The organism is Phenylobacterium sp. P4_E10, assembly GCF_056401675.1.
This window is the reverse complement of record NZ_JBFUIW010000012.1, coordinates 42,255-67,834: the sequence shown is the minus strand read 5'-3', so window position 1 is coordinate 67,834 and position 25,580 is coordinate 42,255. Positions and strand designations below refer to the sequence as shown.

Genomic DNA, 25,580 nt, shown 5'->3' with positions numbered 1-25,580 from the left:
GTCGTTCAACGTCGGCGGAACAGCGCCTCCAGGCCCTGAATCACGTCCTCCATCAAGGTCGATTCCGCAGCTTCCGCGTCGGCCAGGGTCAGCGAGGCCGCTCCGTGTCCGCAGGCCCAAACCGCCAGCGCCACCTTGTGAATCAGGCTTTCGTCCGCCGATTGTTGGCTCGGGGCCTGAGCGATGACCGACTCCAGCACAGCGAAGGCGCTGTCACGGGCGGCCGCCACCTCCGGGTCAGCCATCATGCCGGTGTCGAACATCAGAGAGTAGAGCGCCGGCTGGGCGCGCGCGAAGGCGAAATAGGCCAGGGCCGAAGTCCGGATCGGCGTCGCATCTGGCGCCTTGGCAGCCGCCTCACGCAAGCTCGCCTCCAGTTCTCGGAAGCCCATGGCCGCAAGGCCGGCCATCAACGCCGCCTTGGACGCATAGTGGTGATAGACCGAGCCCGCTGCGATGCCCGCCCGCGCCGCCAGGGCCCGCAGGTTCAACTCCGAGCGGCCGCCCGCCTCCAACAGCGCCCGCGCCTCGTCGAGCAGCTGGGCGCGTAGATTACCCACATGATACGGGCGCCGGCGCGCGGTCGGGGCGTCAGCCCAGGGCATCGCTGTTCGTCCTCCTGATTGCGGCCAATGTCCTTGGCCTGCGTGGCGTTGTCGAGAACCGTCCGCTGCGGCGACAAACTAACCGTTGATCACATATAGCGCCCTGACTAGCCTCCCGCGCAATAGTGATGGGGGGAGCCGCCATGGCCGCTGAGTACAAGGTCGTCATCCTGGGCGCGGGCTTCGCCGGGCTCTGCATGGCTCGCCAGCTGACGGCCGCGGGCGAGAGCTCGTTCCTCGTGCTGGAGAAGGCCGACCGCGTCGGCGGCACCTGGCGCGAGAACATCTATCCCGGCGCCGGCTGCGACATCCCCAGCCACCTCTACTCCTATTCGTTCGAGCCAAATCCCGATTGGCCTGAGGTCTATTCAGCCCAGCCCGACATCCTCGCCTACATCGAGGGTGTCGCCGAAAAGAACAATCTTTACCGTCACATCCAGCTCAATGCTGAAGTGATCGGGGCGGCCTGGAACGAACGCGAGGCGCTCTGGCGCATCGCCCTGGCCGATGGCTCGACGCTCACGGCCAACGCCTTCGTCACCGCCTGGGGCCAGCTCAATCGGCCCAAGCTGCCGCCGATCGAGGGACGCGAGACCTTCGCTGGTCCAGCTTTCCATTCGGCCCAATGGGAGACGTCCGTCGTCCTCGCCGGCAAGCGCGTCGCCGTAATCGGCAACGGCGCCAGCGCCATCCAGTTCGTGCCCGAGGTGGCCAGGGTCGCCGGCCAGCTGACCCTGTTCCAGCGCTCGCCCAACTGGATCGTCCCGCGCATGAACCGGCCCTATACCGAGGCCGAAAAGGCGAACTTCCGCGACAACCCCGCCGCGATGGTGAAGGTCCGGAGCGATATCTTCCAGATGGCCGAGAACCGGCTCGTCGCCAAGCGCGCCGGGACGTTGCCGGTCGAGGAGGTTCCAATCCCGCTGGCGCACCTGCACGCCCAGGTCGTCGATCCCGAGCTGCGCGCCAAGCTCACGCCGGACTACGAGATCGGCTGCAAGCGCGTGCTGATCTCCAACGACTTCTACCCGGCCCTCACTCGCCCCAACGTCTCCCTGGTCACCGCGGCCATCGCACAGATGACGCCGCAGGGCGTCGTGGACGCCACGGGCGTCCTGCACGAGGCCGACGTGGTGATCTACGCCACCGGCTTCGAGACCAAGTCGTTCGTGGGAGAGACCGCCATCACCGGCTCTGGGGGCCTCACCCTCGCCCAAGCCTGGAGCAACGGACCAGAAGCCCATCTTGGGATCACCGTCGCCGGTTTTCCCAATCTTTTCATGCTATACGGGCCAAATACGAACCTGGGCCACAACTCGATCATCTACATGATCGAGGCTCAGGTCGGCTATGTGCTGCAAGCCCTCGCCCAGGGCCGCCAGCTGTCGGTGAAGGCCGAGGCTATGGCCCGCTACAACGACCAGATCCAGGCCGAGCTCGCCCACACCCCATGGGCCGGGACCTGCACCAGCTGGTACAAGACGCCTGAGGGCAAGATCCTCAACAACTGGCCGAACACCGCCCAAGCCTACGCCGACGCAGTCGCCCGCTTCGACGTCGAGTCCTACGAGCCGCTGAAGGTCGGGGAACCGGCGGAATAGGACGGAGGCCCTAGGCGGCCTCGACCGCTGCGCGCTCGTCCAGGACCTGCTGCAGCGCCTCGAACAGCCGCCCAACCTCGATCGGCTTGGGTACGAAGCCGTCCATCCCCGAGCCCAGGTACTCGGCCACCTGGTGTGCCATGGCGTTGGCGGTTAGCGCCACGATGGGGGTCCGCGTGCGGCCCTCGGCCGCCTCCCGCGCGCGGATAACGCCCGCGGCGGTCGGACCATCCATCAGCGGCATCTGGACATCCATCAGGATCACGTCCCAGGGCTCGCGCTCCCAGGCCTCAACCGCCTGGACGCCGTTTTCGACAATCACCGGGTCGATACCGATCTGGTGCAGCAGGGTCTTCAGCACCAGCTGGTTGACCGTGTTGTCCTCGGCCGCGAGCACGCGCAGCTCGGCGCAGGCCGAGACCTCCGACGCGTGGGGCTCGACGGTCGGCGGGGTCGGCAGCACGATGCTGGCCCCGATCCAGGACAGAGGCAGGGTCACGACGAAGGTCGTCCCTTGTCCAACCTGGCTGTCGGCGTCGATCGCGCCGCCCATCAGGCCGGCCAGCTCACGGCATATCGCCAGGCCAAGGCCGGTGCCGCCATAGCGGCGCGTGGTCGAGGCGTCAGCCTGCTCGAACTTCTGGAACAGGTTGGCCAGACGGTCGGGTGAGATGCCGATACCAGTGTCGGATACGCTCAGGCGCAGACCCGCTTGGTCGCGCGCCACGCTGACCCGCACCTCCCCCTGCTCGGTAAATTTCAGGGCGTTGGAAACCAGATTGTAGAGGATCTGCCGGACACGGGTGGAATCGCCGCGATAGACCCCGAGGGCCGCGGGCTCGATCACCAGGTCGAAGGACAGCCCCTTCTTGTTCGCAATGGCGGTAAAGGCCGCATGGGCGCCCCGCGCCAGGGCGGCCACATCGAAGTCGGCCTCTTCCAGTTCCAGCTTGCCCGCCTCGATCTTTGAAAGGTCGAGCACGTCGTTGAGGATCGCCAGAAGCGTCTCGCCTGACTGGCGGATCACATCCAGCCGCTCGCGTTGAATTTCCGAAAGGCCGTTCTCGGCGGCCATCGCCTGGGCCATGCCCAACACGCCGTTCAGGGGCGTGCGGATCTCGTGGCTCATGGTGGCCAGGAAGGTCGACTTGGCGCGGTTCGCGGCCTCGGCGTCTTCCTTGGCCTGCACAAGGGCTCGTTCGCCGGCCTTGCGCTCGGTGACGTTCTGCAACGCTCCGATCAGGCGGATCGGACGACCTTCGCCGTCGGCGATCAGCCGGCTCGCGCCCTGTGCCCACACCTCGCGGTCGTCGGCGCGCAGCAGACGATACTCGGGGCTGTACGGCGCCCCCTCCTCCAGATGACGTCGCCAGGCTTCCTCGACGTGATCGCGATCGCGCGGGTCGATGGTGCCGTAGATGTCACGATAGAGCTCGTCGTAGGTCTTCGGCTCAGTGAAGAAGGTGTCCTCGGCGCCGGCCTTGATCAGTTCGCGCCGATGGTAGTCCATCTCGAAAACGTGGATATCGGCGATCTCCATCGCCAGCATCAGGCGCTGCTCGGACCGCTCAGTGGCCTCCAGCGCCTCGACCATGTCCGAAATCTCGTAGCTGCCGATCACCAGCCCGCCGACCTCGCCATCGGCGTTGCGCCAGGGCGCCAGTTCGGCGCGGTGCCAGCGGGTCGCGCCGTCCTCCACGACGGGCACCCGATCGGCCTTTATGCTCTCGCCGGCCAGCACCCTGGCATAGATGTCCGTCCAGGCGGCATACATGTGCGGCGTAAGTTCCTGGATAGCCTCCCCCACGATGGGCTTGCCTTCCAGCTTCACCGAACTGATCCAGCGCGGGCTGGCGCCCATCACTCTCAGATCGCGGTCGGTCAGGACCAGGGCGACCGGCATGGCCGAGACGATGGCGCCAAGGGTCCCGCGGATGGCGTCGCGCTCGCGGCGGCTCTGCTCGCGCGCCTTGCTGGCCTGCGCTCGCGCCCATTCGTCGGCCAGGAAGTCGGCAATATCGTTCAAGCGCCGCTCCAAAGCCGGATCGTGAGCTCGCGGCGCGGCGCCGTAGACGGCCAGAGTGCCGGGCGTGGTGCCGTCCGCAAGCCGGATCGGCACGCCCACAAAGAAGCGCAAGTGCGGCGGGCCAACCACCACCGGCGAATTGGCGAAGCGCGGGTCCTGGGTGGCGTCGGCCACCCACAGCGGCTCACCGGTGGCCTGGACCGTCTCTGCTGTGCGGTCGCGTTCGCGCAGGATGCGGCCATCGGGATCGCGGCTGCGCCAGATCTCGCCGTCCTTGACGAAGATGACCTGCGCATCGAGCGCGTCAAACAGGGACTTGGCGAGCCGCGTGGCGCGGTCGCAAACGGCCCGAGATATCTCAAGCCCGAACGGACGCGCCTCCGGCGTGTCGCCCCCCATGCTGACCCCCCTTATTTATTCTATCGAATTCAGCGAGATGGAGGTTGGGTGACTAAGGTTAAGGCTCCTTGAAGTGGAGCAGGTCTGCGCCGAACGACCGCGGCCGCCGCCGAAGCGCCCCCGAAGTGCGCGCCGGGCAGAATGGCCAGCGCCCCTGCCTGGAGGCGGGCGGCGCGATCTCAGGACGCGCCCCCCCACGCGGGAGAGGTCTGCGAAAGTGTGCCCGGATCAGATCGAAGCCCTTCTTCAGGCCGCGCCTCGGACGCCTTAGACGCGAAAGCGCCGTTTGCCTGCACGCCAGACTCGCGCTGTAAGCGAAAATTCGCTTTCTGTTGCAGTGCAACCCGCTTTTCACGATATAGGTGTGGCGACGTTAGTTTCGCCTATGTCAGTAAGTTAGTTATGCGCAGTCGCGCGTCCGTGGTTAGGGACTTTGTCAGTGAACGAGATTTCCGAGGATCAAGGGCCGGATCCGATTGACGTCGCCGTTGGCCACCGCATCCGCGTCCGCCGCAAGTGGCTTGGCATTTCGCAGTCGACCCTGGCAGACCACCTGGGAGTGAGCTTCCAGCAGGTTCAGAAGTACGAGCGCGGCGCGAACCGCGTTTCGGCCTCCATGCTGGTCCGGATCGCTCAGAAGCTCGACACCACCGTCGGCGAGCTGGTCGGCGAAACCCCCTCCCCGATGAGCGATGAAAGCCTGTTCGAGAAACTGGCCGTCCCGGGCGCCGTGCAACTGCTCGAGGCGTTCGCGAGCGTGCAACAGCCGACCATGCGCACCGCCATTCTCAACCTGACCCGTTCGCTGATCGAAGAATCTGAAGAGCGCCCGGCCAGCGTCCGCCGCGCGCGCTAGTCCGGCCGCCTCGCGGCAAAGGCGAGGTGGTGCAGGACGACGCCGGCGGTCACCGCCACGTTCAGCGAGTCAAAGCCGTCCGCCATCGGAATGCGGACGGTCCTGGCACGGGCCAGCAGGGCTTCCGACAGCCCTGGGCCCTCAGCGCCCAGCACCACCGCCGCGCGGCGCGGTCGCGTCGCCTGCGCCAGATCGCTCTGCCCGCGCGGGCTCAGCGCCAGGGCCTCGAAGGCATGCCCCTCCAACAGATCCAGGACGTCCTCGCCCGGCGCCAGCCGCGCGAACGGCATGACCAACGCCGCCCCGACCGAAACCCGTATGGCCTTGCGGTAGAGCGGGTCGCAGCAGGTCTGATCCAGGATCACCGCATCGACCCCAAAGGCCGCGGCGTTGCGGAACAAGCCGCCCATATTGTCGTGGTTGGCGATGCCGCACAGCACCAGCACCAACGCCTCGTCAGGCAGGCCCGCCAGCAGTTCGGCGGCTGAAGGTTCTTGCGCCCGACGTCCGAGCGCCAGGATGCCCCGGTGGATCGGGAAGCCGACCACCGCGTCCATCACCGTCTGGCCGGCCGCGAACACAGGGACCTCGTCCGGTAGCGCCCCGATCACGTCGGCAAGCCCCTCGACGCGCTTGGCTGCGAGCAACAGCGATTGCGGCTGCACCAAGCGCGAGCGCGACAGCACCCGCAGCACCACCTCGCCCTCGGCCACGAACAGGCCTTGGCGGCCCACAAGGTCGCGTTCCCGCACATCGCGATAGGCGGCGATGCGCGGGTCGTCCGCGTCCTCGACCTCGATAACCTGCGCTACCAGATCTTCACCCGCTGCTCAGGGGTCAGATAGAGCCCCTGCCCTGCCTTGACCTCAAAGGCGGGATACCACGGATCCTGATTGCGCACGGTCTGGGCGCGGTATTCGCCGGGCGAGTGGACGCCCGAGAGCACGTTGCGGCGCAGGGAGGCCTCGCGGAACTTCGCGCGATAGTTCTGCGCCCAGCCGAAATAGAACCGCTGGTCGGCGGTGAAGCCGTCCAGCACCGGCGCGGGCTGCCCCTTCAGCGACAGGTAATAGGCGTCGTAGGCGACCGCGAGTCCGGCCAGATCAGCGATGTTCTCGCCCAGCACCTGTTCGCCATTAAGGTGCAGCCCCGGCAGCGGTTCATAGGCGCTGTACTGATCGGCCAGGGCCTTTCCGCGCGTCTTGAACTGGGCCATGTCGGCGTCAGTCCACCAGTTGCGCAGATTGCCGTGGACATCGAACAGCGCGCCGGTGTCGTCGAAGCCGTGCACCACCTCATGGCCGATCACCCCGCCGATGGCGCCGTAGTTCACCGCGGCGTCGGCATTGGGATCGAAGAAGGTCGGCTCCAGGATCGCCGCCGGGAACACGATCATGTTCTGCAGCGGCAGGTTCAGCGCGTTCACCGTCTGCGGCGTCATCCACCACTCGTCGCGATCCACCGGGCCGTTCAGCTTGGCCAGGTTGCGGCGATACTCGAATAGATCGCTCCGAACCCAGTTGCCGTAGGCGTCGCCACGGACGATCGACAGGCCCGAATAGTCGCGCCACTTGTCGGGATAGCCGACACCGACGCGGAAGCTGGCCAGCTTCTCCTTGGCCTTGGCCTTGGTCTCCGGGCTCATCCAGTCGAGGCGGTCGATGCGCGCATCGAAGGCGACCAGGATGTTCTTCACCATGCCTTGCACCTGGGCCTTGGCCTCGGGCGTGAAGTGGCGCTCGACATAGATCTTGCCGACCGCCTCGCCCAGCGCGGCGTTGGTGTTGTCGACCGCCCGCTTCCAGCGGTCGCGCTGCTGGGGTGTGCCCCCCAGGGCGGTGCCATTGAACACGAAGTGCTCGTCGACGAACGCCTTCGAGAGATAGGGCGCGCTGCGCTCCAGCGCGTGGAAGGCCAGATAGTCCTTCCAGGTCTCGATCGGCTGCGAACCGACCAGCTTGGAAATGCCGGACACCGCACTCGGCTGCCAAGGTCCGATCACCGGCTGATGGTCGAGTCCCGCGCCCGCCAGCCAGGCGCTCCAGTCCATGCCCGGCGTGTTCTTGGCCAGTTGCGCCTGGGTCCAGACATTGTTGGCCTTCGCGACGGTGCTGGTCTCGTCGACCGTCCAATGCGCCTTGGCGATTGCCGTCTCCAGCGCCAGGATCCGCGCAGCGCGGGCTTCGGCGTCCTTGTAGCCGGCCAGATCCAGCATCTTGGCGACGTGCGCCTTGTACTTGCCTCGCAGCTCTTCGAACTTGGCGCCGCCGTCGAGGTAGTAGGCCCGGTCGGGCATGCCGAGGCCGCCCTGCATCAGATAGGGCCGATACTTCGACGTGTCGTTCATGTCCTCGGCGACCCACAGGCCGAACAGGCGGTCGGTGGTGTAGTCGGTGGCGTTCAGGGCGTCGACGTCGGCGCGCAGGGTCGCGCCCAGTTCACGCGACAGCTCGGACCGGCTCTTGATGGCGGCGATCCGGGCGAGCTCAGGCCGGAGGGGCGTCAGCCCCGCGGCCTCGATGGCCGCCTCGTCCATGAAGCTCAGATAGTAGTCGCCGATTTTGCGGGCGTCCGTGCCTTCGGCCGGCTGCGCCTTGGCTTGATCCTCGATAATGGCCCGGGTCCGCTCGGACGCCAGGTCCCCAAGGACGGCGAAGGTGTTGAAGCTGCCGCGGTCGGCCGGAATCTCCGTGCCCTTCACCCAACCGCCATTGGCGTAGTCGAAGAAGTTGTCTCCAGGCGCGACGGCGCGGTCCATGCCGGCGACATCGAAGCCGAACGCGCCGTACTTGGGCTTGGGTTTGGCGGCTTCAGCGACCGGCGGGGGCGAGGCTTCGGCAACTGGCGGCGGCGGCGCGGCGGTTGCGCAGGCCGAAAGCAGGGCTGGCGCGCAGGCGCCCAGCAACAGGGACTTCCAGGTGGTCATCAAGGGCTCCTAGCGACGCCCTCCCCGGCGTCGAGACTGGAACCTTCATACGACGCGGCAGGCCTGAGCGAACGGCGCTCTGTATTAAACTTCCGTCATCTACGGACGTCGAGGCCGCCCTCGGCGAGCAACGCCTCAACATCGGCAAGGGTCGCCAGGTTGAAGTCTCCAACGACGCCGTGTTTCAGCGCCCCGGCGGCGACCGCGAATTCGAGAGCCTGTTGCTCCGCCATGCCGAGCCGCAGGCCATGGATCAGGCCGGCGGCGAAAGCGTCGCCGCCGCCGATGCGGTCGATGATCGGGTTCAGCGGCCGACTGCCCGTGCTCCAGGCTTGGCCGCGCGCGAACAGGAAACCGCAGAGGTCGTGATGGCTGACCGTATGCTGGGTGCGGCCCGTGCAGGCCATCAGCCTCAAGTCCGGATAGGCGGCGAAGGCCGCCGCCGCCGCCTGCTGGCGCGGATCAGCGCCCTCGAAGGCCGTCCCCAGCACCAGGGCGATGTCGCGGTGGTCGCCAAACACTAGGTCGGCGTTCGTCAGCAACTCGCCGAGGATCGCCGGCGCATCGCCGCCCCAGGCCTGCCACAGGCTTGCGCGGTAGTTGCAGTCGAACGAGACCCTCAGGCCCAGTCGCCGCGCGGCCCTGACAGCGGCGACCGCCGCCTGGGCGGTCTGCGGCCCGATCGCCGCGGTGACGCCCGAGACGTGCAGCCACTCGGCGCCTGACAGGGCGCCATCCCAGTCCATAGCGCCGGCGTTCAGGGCGAAGGCCGAAGCCGCCCGGTCATAGAGCACCTGTGAAGGCCGTTGCCCCACGCCGGGGGTCAGGAAGTAGAGTCCCTGCCGTCCTGGCAGGAACGACACCTGCGAGGTGTCGACCCCATAGCGGCGCAGCTCATCAACACCGGCCCGACCCAGGGCGTTGTCCGGCGCGACCGACAGCATCGCCGCCTGGTGGCCAAACCTGGCCAGCGAAACCGCGACGTTGGCCTCGGCCCCGCCGAAGCAGGCCTTCAGGCTTGGCGACTGCAGCAGGAACTCGCCCTCCGGAGCCGACAGCCGCACAAGGATTTCGCCAAAACAGACGATCCGCCCCTGACCCTGCACCCCTTATGATCTCCTCAGAAACAGAGCGACGCGCCAGGGCTCGGATCCCGGCGCGTCGCCGTCAGCTCTCTCGGTTGCCCGGTCGCCAACTCTAGTAGGTGTAGCGGACCCCAACCAGGAACTCGCGCCCCGTGTGGTGGTAGAACTGCACCCGGTTGGCCGCGCCGACGAACTGGTCGGAAACCTCGTCGGTGAGGTTGACCCCCTCTACCGTGAACTTGAGATTGTCGTTCCACGAGTAGGTCAGCGAGGCGTCGATATTCAACGTCTCGTTGGTGCCGTCATACTCGGTGCCGGCTTCCTGCCCCGGTACGCGGGTCAGGTACATGTCGCGGTAGCTGCCCGACACACGGCCCGACCACTGGTCGTCCTCGTAGTAGAGCGTGGCGTTCCAGGACTTGCGCGACAAGCCGGTGATGTCGTTGGTCGCGATCACCGCGCCGGCGGCGTTGAGATAGTCGATCTCCGACTTCACATAGGTGTAGTTCGCCAGCACGCCGAGGTTGGCCAGCAGGCCCGGCAGGAAGCTCAGGGGCTGCTGGAAGGTCAGCTCGTAGCCCTCCACGGTGCCGCCCGGCGTATTGCGCGGCGCCGAGAAGCTCCACGACGAGGACGGGCTGCAGCCCGGGGTCGTGCCGCAGGCGGCGATGGCGACCGAGTCCGGCAGACCGAACGGGTTGTCGCTGAAGGTGCTGGTCGTGCTCAAGGTCTGGACGAACGAGTCGACGTCCTTGCGGAACAGCGCCAGGCTCACCAGGGCTTCCGGCGTGTAGTACCACTCGAACGACAGGTCGTAGGCCTTGGCCCGGAACGGGTCGAGGTTCGGGTTGCCGGCGGTGACCGAGCGGTTGGCGCCCGAGACGCTGATGGTCGCACCTGGGGTCAGGCTGCCGAGATCCGGCCGCGACATGGTCTGCGCCGCACCGAAGCGGACCAGGAAGCCTTCGACCGGCTCGAGCACCACGTTCATCGACGGCAAGGTGTCGTCGTAGGTGCGATCCACGGTGATCGGCACGGCCGAACCGGAGACGTAGGTGTAGCCCGTCGCGCTCTGCTCGGTGCGCACGTAGCGAACGCCGAAGTTGCCGCGGAACGGCATCGACCAGAGCTCGGTGGAGAAGTCGACCTGGACGAAGCCGCCCTTGTCTTCTTCGGCGACCGACCGGTTGTTGCCCAGCGCCGGTTCAGGGCCGAGGCGCCACGCCCCGCCGAACGCCGTCTGGTCGTTGAGCGACAGCAGGTCCATCGCGACGCCAAGGTCGGGAACCACCCAGGCCGTGGCGTTGCCCGCCGGCATGTCCAGGCCATCGCCTGGGAAGTCGACCAGCTTGGCGTAGGTCGAGGTCGGAATGGCCAGGACCGCGGCCGGGACCACCGACTCCTGGTTGGTCGATGTGCCGTTTGAGCGGCGCAGTTCCGTAGTTTCGAAGTCGTAAGCCTTCCAGGACAGCCCGCCGCTCACCGTCAGAACGTCGGTCAGATCATACTGAATGTCAGCCTGGACGGTGTCGTAGGTGTTGACCGCTGTCTGCGGACGCAGACGCACCGAGGTCAGACGCCAGGCGGCCGGATCGGTCAGGTTCGCCGTCCCGTAATTGATCAGCGGCACGCGGCCCTGGCTGTAGTCGTAGGAGTAGCCGTCGACGTTGAACTGGTCCCAGGTCAGCGTGGTCTGGACCGGGTTATCGTGGTCCGACTTCGAGTGACCGGCGAGCGCATGCAGGCGCAGGCTGTCTGTGAACTCGTGGACGAAATCGAGCGAGTACTGCGTGAACTCGGTCGACAGTTCGTCGAAGCGGTCCTCGACCCGCAGGTCGACGTCATCGAACGTCCCCGAAATCAGCGTGTTGTTGGCGTCGATCACCCCGGCCAGGACATTGGTGTCGGCGATGCCGCAGGTGGTCGGGCGGTTGGCGACGGTGCAGGCCCCGCCGACGCTGAAGGACGGCGCCTCCAGGAACCGCTCTTCGCGTGTGCCGTCGAGATCGGCGTAGAGGAAGTCGAACGAGACCTGGGTCTTGTCGCTCGGCGCCCACTGCAGCGAGACCGTCGCGCCCAGGCGCTCCTGCTCCTGCTCGTATTGGTCGAAGCGCGGGAAGCGCGGGTGGAAGGCCGAGTTCAGCTGGGCCAGGGTCGGGCCGCCGGCCGGCGCGCTCTCGAAGCCGGGCGCGAAGGCGTTGCCGGTCGCCCAGCGCACCGTTGAAGTCCCCTCGTCGGTGAGCTTGCGCTTGGTGTAGGCGACCGAGACCAGGGCGCCGAACGTGCCGTCGGCCCAGGTGTTGGAAATCATCCCGGCCAGGCGCGGGCTCGTCTCGCTGCTGAGGTCATTGTAGCTGGCCTGGGCCGAGGCGGCGGCCTTGAAACCCGGATAGTCGAACGGCCGCGCGGTACGCAGGTCGACGGTCGCGCCCAGCGAACCCTCTTCGGTCTCCGCCGACGCCGTCTTCTGGACCGTGATCGAGTTGAACAGGTCCGAAGCGAAGATGTTGAAGTCGAAGCCGCGGCCGCGGTTGGTGCCGCCGTTGGCGTCGGTGCCGCCGGCGGTGGTCAGCGCCTCCATGCCGTTGATGCGCACACGGGTGAACTGCGGGCCCAGACCGCGGACCGAGATCTGACGGCCTTCGCCGCCTTCACGGGTGATCGCCACGCCGGAGATGCGCTGGATCGACTCCGACAGATTGAGGTCAGGGAACTTGCCGATGTCTTCGGCCAGGATCGCGTCCGAGGCGACCGCCGAGTCACGCTTGATATTGAGGGCCTGCTGCAGGCTGCCGCGGAAACCGGTGACGACCAGTTCTTCGACCTCGCCCGCAGCCGGCGCCGCGGCAGGGGCCTCCGCCATGGCCGGGCTCGCGGCCGCAGCCAGGGTGAGCGCAACCAGGGATGCGCTGCCCAACAGGGCGCGCGACTTCGTTCTCGTAGCCATAGTTTCCCTCCCTACCCCGGATAGGCCGCGCCGCTGTTGCGGTCGAGACTGGCTCTCCGGCCGTTCCATTTTCTGACACCGGTGTCATCACGAGGCGGTCTCTTTGACACCGGTAGCAACTCGAGTTAGCCACGATTTCTTCACGCTCGCAAGACCGGTCGGCCGCCTTTCAAGGCAGAGCTGGTGAAAGTGTGATCAAGGCGCCGCTCTAGCGAAATTCGGCGCCCATGCTTCACCGACTGAGGCTAACGCCCCAGCCAGCCGCCATCCACGGCGACCACCGTGCCGTGCACGTAGTCCGCCGCTCGCGACGCCAGGAAAACGGCCGCGCCGCCCAGGTCGTCCGGCGATCCCCAGCGCCCGGCGGGAATGCGCGCCAGGATGTCGCGGCTACGCCCCTCATCGGCGCGCAGGGCCTCGGTGTTGTTGGTCACGAAGTAGCCCGGGGCGATGGCGTTGACGTTGATCCCCTTGGCCGCCCACTCATTGGCCAGCAGCTTGGTGACCCCCGCGATCCCGCTCTTGCTGGCCGTATAGGAGGCGACCCGGATGCCGCCCTGGAAGGACAGCAACGAGGCGATATTGATGATCTTGCCACCCCTGCCCTGCTCCAGCATCCGGCGGGCGACTGCCTGGGTCAGGAAGAAGGTGGTCTTCAGGTTCACGTTCATCACCGCGTCCCAGTCGTCCTCGGTGAACTCGAGGGCGTCGTTGCGGCGGATGATCCCGGCGTTGTTGACCAGGATGTCGATCGCGCCGAACTGCTCCACCGCCTCTGCGACGATCCGCTCGATCGGCTCCATCGAGGACAGATCCGCCGAAACGGCGTGGAAACGCCGCCCCAGCTTCTCGACCGCGACCTGAGTCTCCTGCGGCGGCGTGCGGCCGACGGCGACGATGTCCGCGCCGGCGGCGGCCAGGGCTTCGGCCACGCCCTGGCCCAGGCCAGTGTTGGCGCCGGTGACCACCGCCACCTTGCCGGATAGATCGAACGGCGACATGGGCGGCCTACTTCAGCTGGCAGATGTCGAGGACGTGCATGTCCGTGTAGTCGAGGTTCTCCCCGCCCATGGCCCAGATGAAGCCGTAGTTCGAGGTGCCGGCGCCCATGTGGATCGACCACGGCGGGCTGATCACCGCTTCATCCGCCCCGACCACGATGTGACGCATGGCGTCCGGCTCGCCCATGAAGTGGAAGACCTTATTGTCCCCTGCCAGGTCGAAGTAGAAATAGACCTCCGAGCGGCGGTCATGCAGGTGCGGCGGCATGGTGTTCCACACGCTGCCGGGCTTCAGGAAGGTCACCCCCAGCAGCAGCTGGGCGGACTCGCAGACCCCCGGGATGATGTACTGATAGATGGTCCGCTCGTTGGACTGCTCGGGGCTCCCGCGCTCCAGCGGATTGGCCTGCGAGATCGCGATCTTGGTGATCGGACAGACCTTATGGGCCGGCGTCGAGGCCAGGTAGAACTTGGCCGGGTTCGCCGCGTCGGCGCTCTCGAACACCACGTCCTTCGAACCCATCGAAATGTAGAGGCCGTCGCGCGGGGCCATGTCGAAGGCCTGGCCGTCGACGGTGATCTTGCCGGCGCCGCCGACATTGACCGCGCCCAGTTCGCGCCGCTCCAGGAACGGATGGCCCGCGGCGCTGGCTGGTTCGGTCTGTTCGGGCAGCTTGAGCGCCTGGCCGGCCGGCGCGGCGCCGCCGATTACGAAGCGCTCGTTGTGGCTGTAGTTCAGGGTCACCTGGCCGGGTGCGAACAGATCCTGCACCAGATAGCGGTCGCGCAAGGTGTCGTTGTCGACCCCCTTCATCATGTCCGGATGGGTGGCGTGAAAGGTTTTCTTGAACATGACGGCGTTTCCCAACTCGCGAGCCTTACGCTCGATTGGGCGCATGGTAACCGGTGTCAATTCCCGAGGCAATCAGTAGGAGGCTCCGTGCGGAGCCTCCTACTGCGCCTCCCTAGCGATCACCGTCCGGCAGCATGGTCGTCGGGATCGACCCATCCTGGCCTGTCTGGGAATCCTGCAGCCGATACCGGACCGGCTTCAGGTTGGCGGACTGGGTGAACCAGTATTTGACCTTCATCTCGCCGCCAGGCGGGACAACGATCGTCGTCCCGATCCGTCGACGGCCCGCTTCCGGGTAATAGAAGTCGCCGTGATTACGGCGCGTCTCGGAATTGGCGTCGTAGAGCGCCGCGGCCACATCCCAGAGCTTCACCTGCGTCTGGCCTGTGTTCTTGTACGAGACCACCGCCTCCCAATCGCGGTCGGCGCCGCGGTTGAGCGATACCAGCTTGCCCTCGAGCTGCCCTAGGGTGACCGGCTCGCCGGCCGCAACCCCGCCGCTACCGGCGCTGGAAGCGGCGCCACGGCTTTCAGGCGCGTTCGCAAGGTCGAGTTCGAGGACCGTCTTGCCCTTCTCGCGACCAATCAGCTTGACGGGCTTCACGATCACCGGGACCTGAGGGAACACATAGGTGACGGCGCCCTGCTCGTCCTTCTCAAGCCAGACGGTTGCGGTCATCCGCTCAGCGCCTGTCCGGCCATAGCTGTTGCCGTCGTGTTTGTACTCTACACCGTCAGAACCCAGCAGGGTGTAGCTGGTTTCAGTGTACCAAATTCCACGGCGGCCGCCTTGGGTGTTGCGGGCCGTCATCATCACCTCGACCGGCTTCATCAACAGCTTGTTCGGCTGCCGGGCCACCGCATCCACGCGCATCGCGAAATAGCCGCCCGAGATGAAGCCGTCCGCTCCTTTGCCGCCGTCGCCGCCCTCGCCGCCGACCCGCTCGCCCTTGTACTCGAGCGGCGGGTCGAGCGGCGAGAACCTGTATGTCCCGAGGCCGGAGAAGCTGTTGTTGTCGGCCGCGAAACTGATTTTCAGGTCGATCCATTGCTTCTGTACGCCGATGAACTCAAACCATTGCCCCTGCAGCGACCCGTCCGCCATCAGGCTCAGGCTCAATTGCTCGCGCTCATTCTTCGGCACGTAGTCGTTGATCGCGCGCCCGACCAGCTTGTCGTTCTCGACCTTCAGGGTCAGCAAGGTCCTGCGGTTGGTTCGGTAGACGCCTTCCAGCGCCTTCAGTAGGGCGGGATCGACCGCAGCCTGCGGCGTCGGGGCGGGGCTGCCCTCGATGGCCAGTTTCGTGACGGGGATCTTGATGGTCTTGCCGTCGACCATCAGCAGCGGCTGCAGGGCGCTCTTCCGCTTCTGCTCGATCACCGTCCACTGGAAGACCTCGCTCTGCGCCTTCTGATCTCCGACCGCATAGACATATTGGACGGCGACCCGCCCCTTCAGCGGGACAGGATTTCCCGTCATGTAGTGCCAGGGCGGCAGCGAGGCCTGGTCCTTGTACCGGTTGGTGAGATTGATCGCTCCTACGGTCCCGCCGCTGGTGCGGTCGAGCGTCGTGCGCATGCTCTTGTCGGTGAAGTACATCTGCTCGGCGCTGTCGTTGCGGAAGGTGGCGCTCACTGTGACGTTGGCGCCCTTGCCGCCGGCGGAGGCGTCATACTCGACTTTGTCGATCCGCACCGCCCACTGCTCGATCTGCTGGAACCCGGTGTCGCTCACAGGGTCGGTGGTCGAGGCCGTCGTGCCCGGCCAGTCGGCGCGCTCGCCAATCTGCCGCATGAACAGTTTCTTCCAGGCCGCCGCGCCGTTGCGCGCCAGGAACGACGACCGGCGGCTCACCTCTCCCGGCTTGCTGCCAAGGCCCTGCCATTCGTTGTCCGCATCCATGGACGTGAGAAAGCCGAGCATGGCGCTTTCATAATTGCCGGTCACATCCGGTTTGGCGGGCACGTCGGCGCCCTTGGCCTTCAGGGCGGCCAGCAGGTCGGTCATGCCCTTCTCGCTGAGGAAGGCCAGCTTGGTCATCTGCACGGTGTTGAAGGCCGGCGGGAACTTGTTGACCTCGAACCGCAGCCCCATGTTGCGAGCGCGCGGATCGTCAATCCCGAGAACCTTGACGGTGAAATCGGCCAGGGTGATCAGATTTTCACGATGCCCGGCAGTGGCGCCGCCAGGCTGGTTCAGCTCGGACTCGAAATGCTCCGTCGGCGCTTTCATGAGGCCGGCCCACTCGTCGAGCGTTTTACCCGTCGCGTCCTTGACCATGGCGTCAAGCGGCATGCGCTTGAGTTCGTCCAAAAACTTGTCCAACGGCGGCGGCAGACTGGCTGAGAGGATCTTGTTGATGAACGCTACCGAAGCGACCGCCGCGTCCGGCACGCCGGCCATGCTGACAAGGTGGTCTTCAGCGTACTTGGAGGCGACCGCCTTGGCGTGATTCACGTCCACCCCGCCGTTCGGGTTGTAGACCAGCGCCTTGCCGAGCTCATGCGAGACGGCCGGCCAGGCCCGCAGCCCGTCGTCGATGTCCTCGATCCAGGCCTTCTTGTACTCCGCCAACGGCCCATTAACCGTGGCCCACGCCAGGCGCGAAGGCCCAGAGCGCGACATGCGCTCACGTTCATACGAGTCGACGTCGCGCTGCAGGTCGCGGCGCAGTTTGGAGAACATCGCCGGGACCGAGTTACCCTTGCCCTCTCCCTTCAGGAGACGGTCGTAGAGGATCGTCTCCGGCCGCCCCGAGACCATCTCGCGATGTATGAATCGGTCGACGCCGTCGATGCTGACATTGCCGTCGGTAATTTCGGGGGTGCGCAGGCCGACATAGCCCTCAAGCACGATGTGCTTCACAGCGTTCGTCGGGTCCGGCTGGATGGTGAATGGGCCGCCGGCATAGTGGTTCACGAACGTGTGCATGAACATGTCGCCGGCCCCGTGCGTCAGGAACCCGGCGACGAACGCGCGGACCTCCGGGGTATCGTAGCGCGGCACCAGCAGCTGCATTCCGCGAACCGTTTCGACTGCCTGCTGCATTGGCGACAGCGGGCCGTAGGCCTTCCGCCAGAGCTGTGTCATCCAGGCGTCCGCCCCGGGGGCGCTCGGCGCTTCGCCACTGGCCGGACTGCCGAGCAGGCTGAGGCTGCCGCCGGGATGGATCACCGATTGCCCGGTGAGCATGTCGGGATAGGCGTCGGGTCCGACAACACCGGCCCGGAATTGATCCGGCTTCGCGCGAAGCGCGGCGACGATGGCAGGATTGACCTCGAAGGATCCGAGCTGCCCCACGACCTTTCCGCTGGCGTAGTCGGTTTCGTAGATCGTCACCTTGCCGTCGTCGACGACGTCGCGAAGCACGATGTTGGCAAGATAGACGTGGGTGTTCGGCTTCCAGGCGTAGGCCGGCTGCGCCAGCAGGCTCGCCGTCACCAGCGCCGCACACAACACCCGTCCGATCGCCGCCAGCTTCCGCCGCATGCCCGCACTCCCCGCCATTACCCTGACAGCGGGTGGCGGTCGCACAGGGCGCGCGCACGCGATTTGCGATCAATGCGACGAGACGCTCGGTGGAATTGCCTAGGCCGGGGCGCCGGTGGAGTTGCGGACGATCAGTTCCGGCTCGATCTCGGGCCAAACCGCCGGCTTGTCGCGCATCGGATTGGGCACCAGCTTCTCGCCGGCCACCCGGCCCATCTCGCGCAGCGGCAGGCGCACCGAGGTCATCGTCGGCCACAGGCGCGAGGCGATCGGCGCATCGTCGAAGCCGACGATCGACACCTGGCCCGGAATGTCGATCTTGCGCTCGTGGGCGGCGATGTAGGCCCCGGCCGCCATCTCGTCGTTGAGGCAGAAGATCGCTGTCGGCGGTTGATCCAGGGCGAACAGCTCATGAGCCGCCGCCATGCCGGAATCATAGGTATAGGCGCCCTGCCGGTCATAGTCCGGCGCCAGCTTCTGGCCGCGTTCGGCCAGACCGCGCTCGAACCCTTTCTTGCGCTCCTGCGAGGAGCGGAAGGTCGGCGGGCCGGAGATCAGGGCGATGCGGGTGTGGCCAAGATCGGCCAGGTGGCGCGCGGCCTGGGCCGCCCCCTCGCCGTCATGGCTGACCACCATGCGGTCGGCCTCGTCCATCGGCACAGAAGCGATCCGCACATAGCGGCAGTCCAGTTCCTTCAGCAGTTCCACCAGTTGCTCGTTTTCCGAGACCGGCGAGGGCAGCACCACGCCGTACAGCTTCTGGCGCTCGATGAAGGCTCGCATCTCGTCCAGGAGCCGCGGGCTGGTGCGGTCCACCGGGCGAACCACCAGCTCGAACCCGGAGCCCGCCATGGCGTCCAGAAGTCCCTGCTGGTGGCTGACCGTGTGCTGCGGATTGGGGTTGTCGTAGATCAGCCCGATCAGGAACGAGCGCCGGAAGGCCAGGCCTCGCGCCTGCGGGTCCGGGGTGTAGCCGGTCTCGCGGATGATCGCCTGGACGGCTTTGCGGGTGTCTTCCTTTACGAACGGGCTCTCATTGATGACCCGCGAGACGGTCTTCTTCGAAACCCCCGCCATGCGGGCGACGTCGTTGATGGTGGGCCGGGCGGCCGGGGCCGACTTGGTACCTGTCTCGCGCGCCACGATCGCCGTCATCCCGCCCTGTTCGTTACCCGTTCATAGCCTGCGCCTTGCGGAGCCGCCAAGTAATCCGGCCACAGAGAGCTCAGGTGCCCCGCGCCTTGGCGCCGGAATCCAGCAAATCCCGGCGCTTCGGCGTCATGTCCTGCAGGTTCCAATCGGCCTCGTTGAACGGCCGGCGGGACTCCTTCTGCTGCGGATATCCGTGCAGGTCCTGTTCGGAATTGATGATCTCGCCGCGCCCCTCGGCGACGTCGGCCAGCAGCCGCACGTCGTCGGCGTCCCTGTCCCAGGGCCGGGCGCCGACATTGGTCAGTACCGACAGCTGCACCTGCTCGGCCGGCATGGCGGTGAACCCCTCGGGCCATAGCGGCGGCTTCTTCACCTCGATGATCCTGGCCGGCGCGGTCGTATAGCGGCCGAACATCGGCAGCGGCTTGCCAAAGCGGTCCACCGCGATGTTGTCCTTGCCGTAGAATTCCACGTCGCCATAGCCGCCGATCTGGAAGAACGGCAGGTCCACCGGCGTGTCCTGGCCCCCGCGCAACACGTTGCCGACCGCCACCACCTGGCCGACCTGCCAGGGCTCATTGCCCCATTCGGCCGCCATCAGGTTGTAGTGAATCGCCCGCTGGCCTGGGTTGAAGATCAGGTTGTTGGCGATCACTCCGCGCACCCCGCCTTTGAACAGCGGATTGCGCTCGTAGTTGTGGGCGTAGAGGTTCCCGACGATCAGGATGTCGGTGACGTTGTCGTGGATCAGACTGCCCTTGGAGTGCTCGATCTTGGCGTGGGTCGCATAGCCCAGGCTCTCGGCGACGATGTTGTTCGAGAAGGTGATCGACCGCGAGGTCCCCGCCCGCCACTCGTCCGGCGTCTTGCCGACAAAACGCGGCCCTGACGCTGAGAGGTTCTCGTCGGTCCCCCAGGTCAGCGAATTGTGGTCGATCAGGATGTTGTACGCGACGCCCTGGGTGGAGATCGAATCGAAGTCCCCGCCGCTCTTCTTCGGCTGCCCAGCTTCCCCGGCGCGCACGCGCAGGTGCTGCACCACTACGTCGTGAGTGGCGATGTCGACGCCGCCACGGATCAGGGTGATCCCCGGCGAAGGGGCGGTCTGGCCGGCGATGGTCAGGAAAGGCTCGCGGATCGTCAGGGTCTTCACCCCCAGGTCGATCACGCCGCCGACTTCGAACACCACGATCCGCGGCCCTTTGGTTTCGACCGCGGCCTTGAACGATCCCGGGCCGTCGGCGGCTAGGGTCGTCACCTTGAGGATCTGACCGCCCCGTCCGCCCGGCGTCTTGGCTGCCCAGCCCAGGGCCTCAGGAAACGCCTTCTCCGCCGCCATCGCCATCACGGGCGCAACCGACAACGCGGCCGCAACGGCCAACCCCAAGACCTTACGCAACGTCTTCCCGCCTCCCTGAGCGCGCCCATTCTCGCCGACGGAACCGATTGTCCGCAACGCCGCCGATTTGGGCTTGATTTGAAAATGACACCGGTTTCCTTTAGAGACAATAGCGCCTTCAAGGGCGACGCAGCGGGAGGGAAATCGGTTTGAGCGTTGGAACGGCGGATGCTGCCGAGGCCTATCCCGTTCGCTCCGTCGCTGAACGATTCGTGCAGGCGCGCCGCGCCCTGCGCGCTCTTCCCGATTTCCCCGGTGTTTTGCCGACCGATCTTGCCACCGGTTACCGCATCCAGGATGCGGCGCTCGATCTGTGGGACGACGATGTGGTCGGCTGGAAGGTCGGCCGCGTCCCGCCCGAGCACGAGCCGCGCCTCAAGGCGCCGCGCATCTTCGGCCCGGTGTTCCGTCGGGCGCTCTGGCACGTGCAGCCCGGCGACGTGACTCCGTTCCCGGTCTTCGTCGGCGGCTTCGCCGCGGTCGAGGCCGAGTATGTGGCCCGCATCGGCCGCGACGCCCCCGCCGGCAAGCTCGACTGGACCACGGACGAGGCCGCCGACCTGATCGCGGCCATGCACATCGGCATGGAGCCGGCAGGCAGCCCGCTAGCCAGCATCAATATCCTTGGCCCGACGGCCGTGGTGTCGGATTTTGGCAACAACGCGGGCCTGATGGTCGGGCAGGAGATCCCCGACTGGCGCTCGCGCGCCCTGGAAGAGCTGCGCTGCGAGACTCTGATAAGCGGCCAGATGCTTGGCCAGGGCGGCGCCTTCGTGCTGCCCGGCGGCCCGGTCGAGTCGGTGCGGCTGCTGGCGGAAAATCTGGCGCGGCGCGGGCGTCCTCTGCGTCAGGGCATGTACATCTGCACCGGGGCGGCCGCGGGCATCCACGACATCCTGCCGGGCCAGGAAGGCGCCGTGCGCTTCGAAGGCTATGGCGAAATCCGCTGTGTGGCGGTGGCGGCGACGCCGACCGTCTGAGAGACCAAACTGAACCCGGCGCGCCTGGCGACGGCGCGAGGGCCGTGAGCAAATCAGTCGCCGGGGTTGGGAACGAACTGATGACGACCGCAGCCGAAGCCGCGCCCGCGGCCCAAGACGCGACCATGACGCGCCGCCGCTGGGTGATCTGCGCCCTGCTGTTCACGGCGGTGGTCATCAACTACGTCGACCGCCAGATGCTCGGCGTGCTCAAGCCCTTCATGTCCGATGAGATGGGCTGGAGCGAGACCAACTACGCCGACATCGTCTTCTATTTCCAGGCCGCCTACGCGGTTTCCTACCTGCTGTTCGGCGCCTTCGTCGACCGGGTCGGAGCCAAGATCGGCTACGCCGCGGCCTTCGTGATCTGGCAGATCGCCCACATCGCCCACGCCGGGGCCAGTACCCTGCAGCAGTTCTTCCTCGTCCGGCTGCTGCTCGGCGTCGGCGAGGGCGGCAACTTCCCGGGCGGGGTCAAGGCGGTCACCGAGTGGTTCCCCAAGAAGGAACGCGCCTTCGCCACCGGCATCTTCAACGCCGGGGCCAATATCGGCGCGGTGATCACCCCGCTGGTCGCGCCAGCGATCATGCTCGCCTACGGCTGGCGCGCCGCCTTCATCATCACCGGCGTGATCGGCATGTTCTGGATCGTCGCCTGGCTGGTCATGTACCGCTCGCCCGAGCAGGAAAAGAAGGTCAACGCTGCCGAGCTAGCCCACATCCGCCAGGACCCCGAGGACACCGACGTGAAGGTCGGCTGGTTCAGCGTCCTGCCCAAGCGCGAGACCTGGGCCTATGCGATCGGCAAGTTCCTGATCGACCCCGTCTGGTGGATGCTGCTGTTCTGGCTGCCGGACTTCTTCAAGAAGACCTTCGATCTCAACGTGGCGATGTTCGGCATCGTCCTGGCGGCGGTCTACCTGATCTCCGACGTCGGCAGCGTCGCCGGCGGCTGGATGTCCTCCAAGATGATGAAGTCGGGCCGCAGCCTGAACGCTTCTCGCAAGATCACCATGCTGGTCTGCGCGCTGGCCACCCTGCCCTACTTCTTCATCACCCAGATCCACAGCCTGTGGCTCGCCACCGTCGTGGTCGGTCTGGTCGCCGCCGCCCACCAGGCGTTCTCGGCCAACCTCTACACCCTGCCCGGCGACGTCTTCCCACGCAGCGCTGTGGGCTCGGTCATCGGCATCGGCGGGATGCTCGGCGGCATCGGCGGGATGATCATGGCCAAGTCGGTTGGACAGGTGCTGGAGACCACCGGCGGCTATGAGCCGATCTTCGCGGTCTGCGGCTGCATCTATCTACTGGCCGTGCTGGTCGTGCACCTGCTGACGCCGAAGATGGAACCCGTGAAGTTCGCGGCCGCGTAGGCTGCCCGGATTCACAGAACGGTGGTCGGCGACCTCGCGAAGGTCTAGATTGCGCCCTTCGCATGGATGGACGGAGGTCGCCATGACGCCTTGGGAGCTCAAGGGCCGTGAACTCGTCAATTGCACCTGCGAGTACGGCTGCAACTGCCAGTTCAACGCTCTGCCTGACAAGGGCCACTGCCACGCCGTAGCCGGCATCCAGATCGACCAGGGCCACTACGGCGACATCCGGCTCGACGCGTTGCGGATAGCCGCCGTCTTCAAGTGGCCCGGCGCCATTCACGAGGGCAACGGCGAGGCCATCGCCTTCGTCGACGAAGCGGCCAGCGACGAGCAGCGGGGCGCCCTGCTGAAGATCATGACCGGGCAGGACACCGCTCCGTTCGCGACCATGTTCGCGGTCTACGCCTCGACGGTCACGACCATGCACCCGCCGGTGTTCACGCCCATCGAGCTTGAGCTCGATGTCGACGGTCGCCAGGGCCGCATCTTCGTCAAAGACTACATCGAGACCACCGGCGAGCCGATCCGCAACAAGGTCAGCGGCCTGCCCTCCCGCGCCCAGATCGTGTTGCCCGAGGGCTTCGAGTACGCAGTGGCCGAGATTGGCAGCGCCTCCAGTCGGACCGACGGTCCGGTGAAGGTCACGACCAAAGACTCTTACGGCCAGTTCGCCCGCCTCCACCTCAACAACAACGGCGTGGTGCGCGCCTGACGCGGCTCGAACGCCTGCTTCGGCGCGATCGTCTCATCACGCTCATTGCCCTGGGGGTTCTCTGCCTCCTGGCCTGGAGCTACATCCTGGCCGGCGCCGGTATGGGCATGAGCGCCTGGGACATGACCACCCTGTCGCTGTTTCCGCACCGGGCCCCGACCATGGCCATGGCGGGCGACGCCTGGAACTTCGCGGCCCTGGCTCTGCTGATCGCCATGTGGTGGGCGATGATGATCGCCATGATGGCCCCCAGCGCCGCGCCGGCGATCCTGCTCTACGCCCGCGTCCATCATCACGCCGCGGCCACGGGTCAAGATCTGCAGCAGCTCGCCCCCACCACCGCCTTCGCCGCCGGCTACCTGCTGGTATGGCTCGGCTTTTCGATCGCCGCCGCGCTGCTGCAATGGGGGCTCGAGCACGCCGGCCTGATCGCCATGATGGGCATGGGATCGCAAAGCCGCTGGCTCTCGGCCGCGATCCTCATTGGCGCCGGCCTGCACCAGTTCACGCCGCTGAAGCAGGCGTGCCTGGCCCATTGCCGGGCTCCCGGCGCTTTCCTCGCTCGCCACTGGCGTCCGCACGCGTCCGGCGCCCTCCGGCTCGGCGTCCTGCACGGCGCTTACTGCCTTGGCTGCTGCTGGCTGCTGATGACCCTGCTGTTCGTCGGCGGAGTGATGAACCTGCTCTGGATCGCCCTTCTGGCCCTTCTGGTCCTCGCCGAAAAGGCCTTCCCACCCGGCCCCTGGATCGCCCGCGCCGCGGGAGCCTTGCTCATCATCTGGGGTTTGGCGACCCTGGCCGGCCCCTAAGCCGCCGCCGACCGCCGCAGGCCGCTCAGGATCGCCTGGGCCGCGCCCGCTGCCTGGCTGCGGATGTCCGGCACGGAGGTGATCTCCCAGAACGCCCCGCGGGTCAGCGGCCCGACGGCGTAGAGCCCCGTTTCTGGCTGCCCGGCCGCGCCGACGAGCCGCGAGCCGGTGTCCACCTCGGCGCCCAGCCGGCAGGGATCGGGCCGAATATGCCCGCGCGCCAGCAGCTTTCTCAGCAACGGCTCGCTGGCCTGCTCGAGATCGCCGAGCAGTCCGGCACAGTTTACCACCGCCCCGACGGACAGCCTGCGCAGCACCCGCGCGCCCCGCGGCCTCCAGGTCACCTCGACATTCTCACGGGTCACCGACAGGCCGGTGACCTCGCCGGCCCGCACCACCAGCTCGCGCCCGCGCATCAGCAGTCCGATCCGCCGGGCGACACTGGGCGACAGCCGGTGGCGATGCACGTCCCACCAGGGCCGCAGGTGGCGCAGGAAAGCCTGACGCTGGGCCTGGCTCCAGCCCAGCCAGATCGCCTGCACATGCGGGCGCAGCGAGTCGATCGCCTCGCGCCACTGACCGTCGCCGGCCGCGGCGCGCACCGCCCGCAGCATCCGGCGCGGCGAACCGCCCAGTTCCACCGCCGGCCCGTTCAGCGCCGTCGGCGCATGCGGCCGCGGGATCAGCCCCCTGCGCGAGATCGCCCAGAACCTCCGACCTGGCCGCCAAAGGCTGACCGCGGCGTCGATCATGGTCAGCCCGGTGCCCAGCAGCAGCACGTCCTCGACCTCGTCGTCGAGCTTCGCCTTGGGATCCCAGGGATCGGCCAGGTATCGTCCCGACTTGAGCAGCGCCTCGCCCGCGGCCGCCGGCGGCGCAGGCCGTAGGACACCCAGCGCCAGCACCACCGCCGAAGCCTCGATCTCGCGTCCAAGAGCCAGGCGCACACGCCAGCCCTCGCCGGAACGCTGCACGTCCACAGCCTCGTCCTGCTCCAGCAGCAGGCGGCCCGGCGGCGTCGTCTCCAACGCCTCGCGCAGCAGGTCCTGCAAGTAGTCGCCATAGACCCCGCGTGTGACGAAACCGCCGTGCGAGCTCCACCCCTCGTGCCGGGCCAGCCAGCGGGTGAAGTGATCGGGATCGTCAGGATAGGCGCTCATATTCGCTACCCGCACGTTCAGCAGGTGGTCGGGATTGGCGGTCGAATAGGCCGCGCCTCGCCCGAAGGCGCGCGAACGCTCGATCAAGCGAACCGTCGGCCCTTCCGGATCGGCCGCAAGATGCAGCGCGGTCAGCAGACCCGAGAACCCCGCACCGATCACCGCGACTGTCGGCCGACCTGCCATTGAACCTGCTCCAAAAC

At 66.9% G+C, this 25,580-nt stretch carries 18 protein-coding genes; 6 read left to right on the top strand and 12 right to left on the bottom strand.

The annotated features are described in order from the left end of the window. Positions 1-5: 5 nt before the first annotated feature. Positions 6-560: a TetR-like C-terminal domain-containing protein gene (locus AC1DQJ_RS14815; protein ID WP_477604603.1), complete on the bottom strand. Its 555-nt coding sequence runs from the start codon at positions 558-560 to the stop codon at positions 6-8. Positions 561-748: 188 nt separating this feature from the next. Between AC1DQJ_RS14815 and AC1DQJ_RS14810 the strand changes: the two genes are divergently transcribed. After that, a complete protein-coding gene (locus tag AC1DQJ_RS14810) occupies positions 749-2,206 on the top strand; it encodes a flavin-containing monooxygenase (protein ID WP_477604601.1) in 1,458 nt (485 codons plus the stop codon). Between the two features lie 10 nt (positions 2,207-2,216). On the opposite strand, the gene AC1DQJ_RS14805 is transcribed toward AC1DQJ_RS14810, so the two are convergent. Further along, entirely contained in the window at positions 2,217-4,631 is a 2,415-nt protein-coding gene (locus AC1DQJ_RS14805) for an ATP-binding protein (RefSeq protein ID WP_477604599.1), read from the bottom strand. A 439-nt stretch (positions 4,632-5,070) separates the two neighbouring features. Here AC1DQJ_RS14805 and AC1DQJ_RS14800 point away from each other — a divergent pair, with 439 nt between their 5' ends. After that, positions 5,071-5,487 carry a helix-turn-helix domain-containing protein gene (locus AC1DQJ_RS14800; RefSeq protein WP_477604597.1) on the top strand — a complete coding sequence of 139 codons (417 nt, stop codon included), beginning with the start codon at positions 5,071-5,073 and terminating at the stop codon, positions 5,485-5,487. On the opposite strand, the gene AC1DQJ_RS14795 is transcribed toward AC1DQJ_RS14800, so the two are convergent. The 9 genes from AC1DQJ_RS14795 to AC1DQJ_RS14755 form a co-directional block, all read right to left on the bottom strand. Next, positions 5,484-6,221 (bottom strand): TrmH family RNA methyltransferase, encoded by a 738-nt coding sequence (locus tag AC1DQJ_RS14795; protein WP_477604595.1) that lies wholly within the window; start codon positions 6,219-6,221, stop codon positions 5,484-5,486. The two genes, AC1DQJ_RS14800 and AC1DQJ_RS14795, sit on opposite strands and share 4 nt — an antisense overlap. Positions 6,222-6,295: 74 nt before the next feature. Next, positions 6,296-8,413, bottom strand: coding sequence for a M13 family metallopeptidase (locus AC1DQJ_RS14790; RefSeq protein ID WP_477604593.1), 2,118 nt, complete (start codon positions 8,411-8,413; stop codon positions 6,296-6,298). A 95-nt stretch (positions 8,414-8,508) separates the two neighbouring features. Then, complete coding sequence (locus AC1DQJ_RS14785) at positions 8,509-9,519, bottom strand: sugar kinase (RefSeq protein ID WP_477604591.1); 1,011 nt, start codon at positions 9,517-9,519, stop codon at positions 8,509-8,511. Between the two features lie 91 nt (positions 9,520-9,610). Beyond that, complete coding sequence (locus tag AC1DQJ_RS14780; protein WP_477604589.1) at positions 9,611-12,445, bottom strand: TonB-dependent receptor; 2,835 nt, start codon at positions 12,443-12,445, stop codon at positions 9,611-9,613. 245 nt (positions 12,446-12,690) lie between these two features. Further along, positions 12,691-13,446 (bottom strand): 2-dehydro-3-deoxy-D-gluconate 5-dehydrogenase KduD, encoded by a 756-nt coding sequence (gene kduD / locus AC1DQJ_RS14775; protein ID WP_477604587.1) that lies wholly within the window; start codon positions 13,444-13,446, stop codon positions 12,691-12,693. 7 nt (positions 13,447-13,453) lie between these two features. Beyond that, positions 13,454-14,299: a 5-dehydro-4-deoxy-D-glucuronate isomerase gene (kduI, locus tag AC1DQJ_RS14770; RefSeq protein WP_477604585.1), complete on the bottom strand. Its 846-nt coding sequence runs from the start codon at positions 14,297-14,299 to the stop codon at positions 13,454-13,456. 112 nt (positions 14,300-14,411) lie between these two features. Then, positions 14,412-17,789 carry a hypothetical protein gene (locus AC1DQJ_RS14765; protein ID WP_477604583.1) on the bottom strand — a complete coding sequence of 1,126 codons (3,378 nt, stop codon included), beginning with the start codon at positions 17,787-17,789 and terminating at the stop codon, positions 14,412-14,414. Between the two features lie 99 nt (positions 17,790-17,888). Then, positions 17,889-18,944 carry a LacI family DNA-binding transcriptional regulator gene (locus tag AC1DQJ_RS14760; RefSeq protein ID WP_477604581.1) on the bottom strand — a complete coding sequence of 352 codons (1,056 nt, stop codon included), beginning with the start codon at positions 18,942-18,944 and terminating at the stop codon, positions 17,889-17,891. 70 nt (positions 18,945-19,014) lie between these two features. Beyond that, positions 19,015-20,340 carry a pectate lyase family protein gene (locus AC1DQJ_RS14755; RefSeq protein ID WP_477604579.1) on the bottom strand — a complete coding sequence of 442 codons (1,326 nt, stop codon included), beginning with the start codon at positions 20,338-20,340 and terminating at the stop codon, positions 19,015-19,017. Between the two features lie 212 nt (positions 20,341-20,552). Here AC1DQJ_RS14755 and AC1DQJ_RS14750 point away from each other — a divergent pair, with 212 nt between their 5' ends. From AC1DQJ_RS14750 to AC1DQJ_RS14735, 4 genes are all read left to right on the top strand, one after another. Continuing rightward, entirely contained in the window at positions 20,553-21,320 is a 768-nt protein-coding gene (locus AC1DQJ_RS14750; protein ID WP_477604577.1) for a 2-keto-4-pentenoate hydratase, read from the top strand. A gap of 80 nt (positions 21,321-21,400) precedes the next feature. Next, the gene (locus AC1DQJ_RS14745; protein ID WP_477604575.1) at positions 21,401-22,693 is read left to right on the top strand and encodes an MFS transporter; all 1,293 of its coding nucleotides are present in this window, start codon (positions 21,401-21,403) and stop codon (positions 22,691-22,693) included. 82 nt (positions 22,694-22,775) lie between these two features. Further along, entirely contained in the window at positions 22,776-23,408 is a 633-nt protein-coding gene (locus tag AC1DQJ_RS14740; RefSeq protein WP_477604573.1) for a DUF1326 domain-containing protein, read from the top strand. A gap of 107 nt (positions 23,409-23,515) precedes the next feature. Further along, complete coding sequence (locus AC1DQJ_RS14735) at positions 23,516-24,217, top strand: DUF2182 domain-containing protein (RefSeq protein WP_477604571.1); 702 nt, start codon at positions 23,516-23,518, stop codon at positions 24,215-24,217. Here AC1DQJ_RS14735 and AC1DQJ_RS14730 read toward each other — a convergent pair. Then, positions 24,214-25,563 (bottom strand): FAD/NAD(P)-binding protein, encoded by a 1,350-nt coding sequence (locus AC1DQJ_RS14730; protein WP_477604569.1) that lies wholly within the window; start codon positions 25,561-25,563, stop codon positions 24,214-24,216. The two genes, AC1DQJ_RS14735 and AC1DQJ_RS14730, sit on opposite strands and share 4 nt — an antisense overlap. Between the last annotated feature and the right edge of the window lie 17 nt (positions 25,564-25,580).

What these genes read in the sequence shown, in the direction of transcription:
- kduD (WP_477604587.1), bottom strand. Translation starts at nt 13,446, where the DNA reads ATGTCGCCGTTCGATCTATCCGGCAAGGTGGCGGTGGTCACCGGCGCC.
- kduI (WP_477604585.1), bottom strand. Translation starts at nt 14,299, where the DNA reads ATGTTCAAGAAAACCTTTCACGCCACCCATCCGGACATGATGAAGGGG.
- AC1DQJ_RS14740 (WP_477604573.1), top strand. Translation starts at nt 22,776, where the DNA reads ATGACGCCTTGGGAGCTCAAGGGCCGTGAACTCGTCAATTGCACCTGC.
- AC1DQJ_RS14790 (WP_477604593.1), bottom strand. Translation starts at nt 8,413, where the DNA reads ATGACCACCTGGAAGTCCCTGTTGCTGGGCGCCTGCGCGCCAGCCCTG.
- AC1DQJ_RS14810 (WP_477604601.1), top strand. Translation starts at nt 749, where the DNA reads ATGGCCGCTGAGTACAAGGTCGTCATCCTGGGCGCGGGCTTCGCCGGG.
- AC1DQJ_RS14805 (WP_477604599.1), bottom strand. Translation starts at nt 4,631, where the DNA reads ATGGGGGGCGACACGCCGGAGGCGCGTCCGTTCGGGCTTGAGATATCT.
- AC1DQJ_RS14760 (WP_477604581.1), bottom strand. Translation starts at nt 18,944, where the DNA reads ATGACGGCGATCGTGGCGCGCGAGACAGGTACCAAGTCGGCCCCGGCC.
- AC1DQJ_RS14765 (WP_477604583.1), bottom strand. Translation starts at nt 17,789, where the DNA reads ATGCGGCGGAAGCTGGCGGCGATCGGACGGGTGTTGTGTGCGGCGCTG.
- AC1DQJ_RS14735 (WP_477604571.1), top strand. Translation starts at nt 23,516, where the DNA reads ATGAGCGCCTGGGACATGACCACCCTGTCGCTGTTTCCGCACCGGGCC.
- AC1DQJ_RS14745 (WP_477604575.1), top strand. Translation starts at nt 21,401, where the DNA reads ATGACGACCGCAGCCGAAGCCGCGCCCGCGGCCCAAGACGCGACCATG.
- AC1DQJ_RS14780 (WP_477604589.1), bottom strand. Translation starts at nt 12,445, where the DNA reads ATGGCTACGAGAACGAAGTCGCGCGCCCTGTTGGGCAGCGCATCCCTG.
- AC1DQJ_RS14730 (WP_477604569.1), bottom strand. Translation starts at nt 25,563, where the DNA reads ATGGCAGGTCGGCCGACAGTCGCGGTGATCGGTGCGGGGTTCTCGGGT.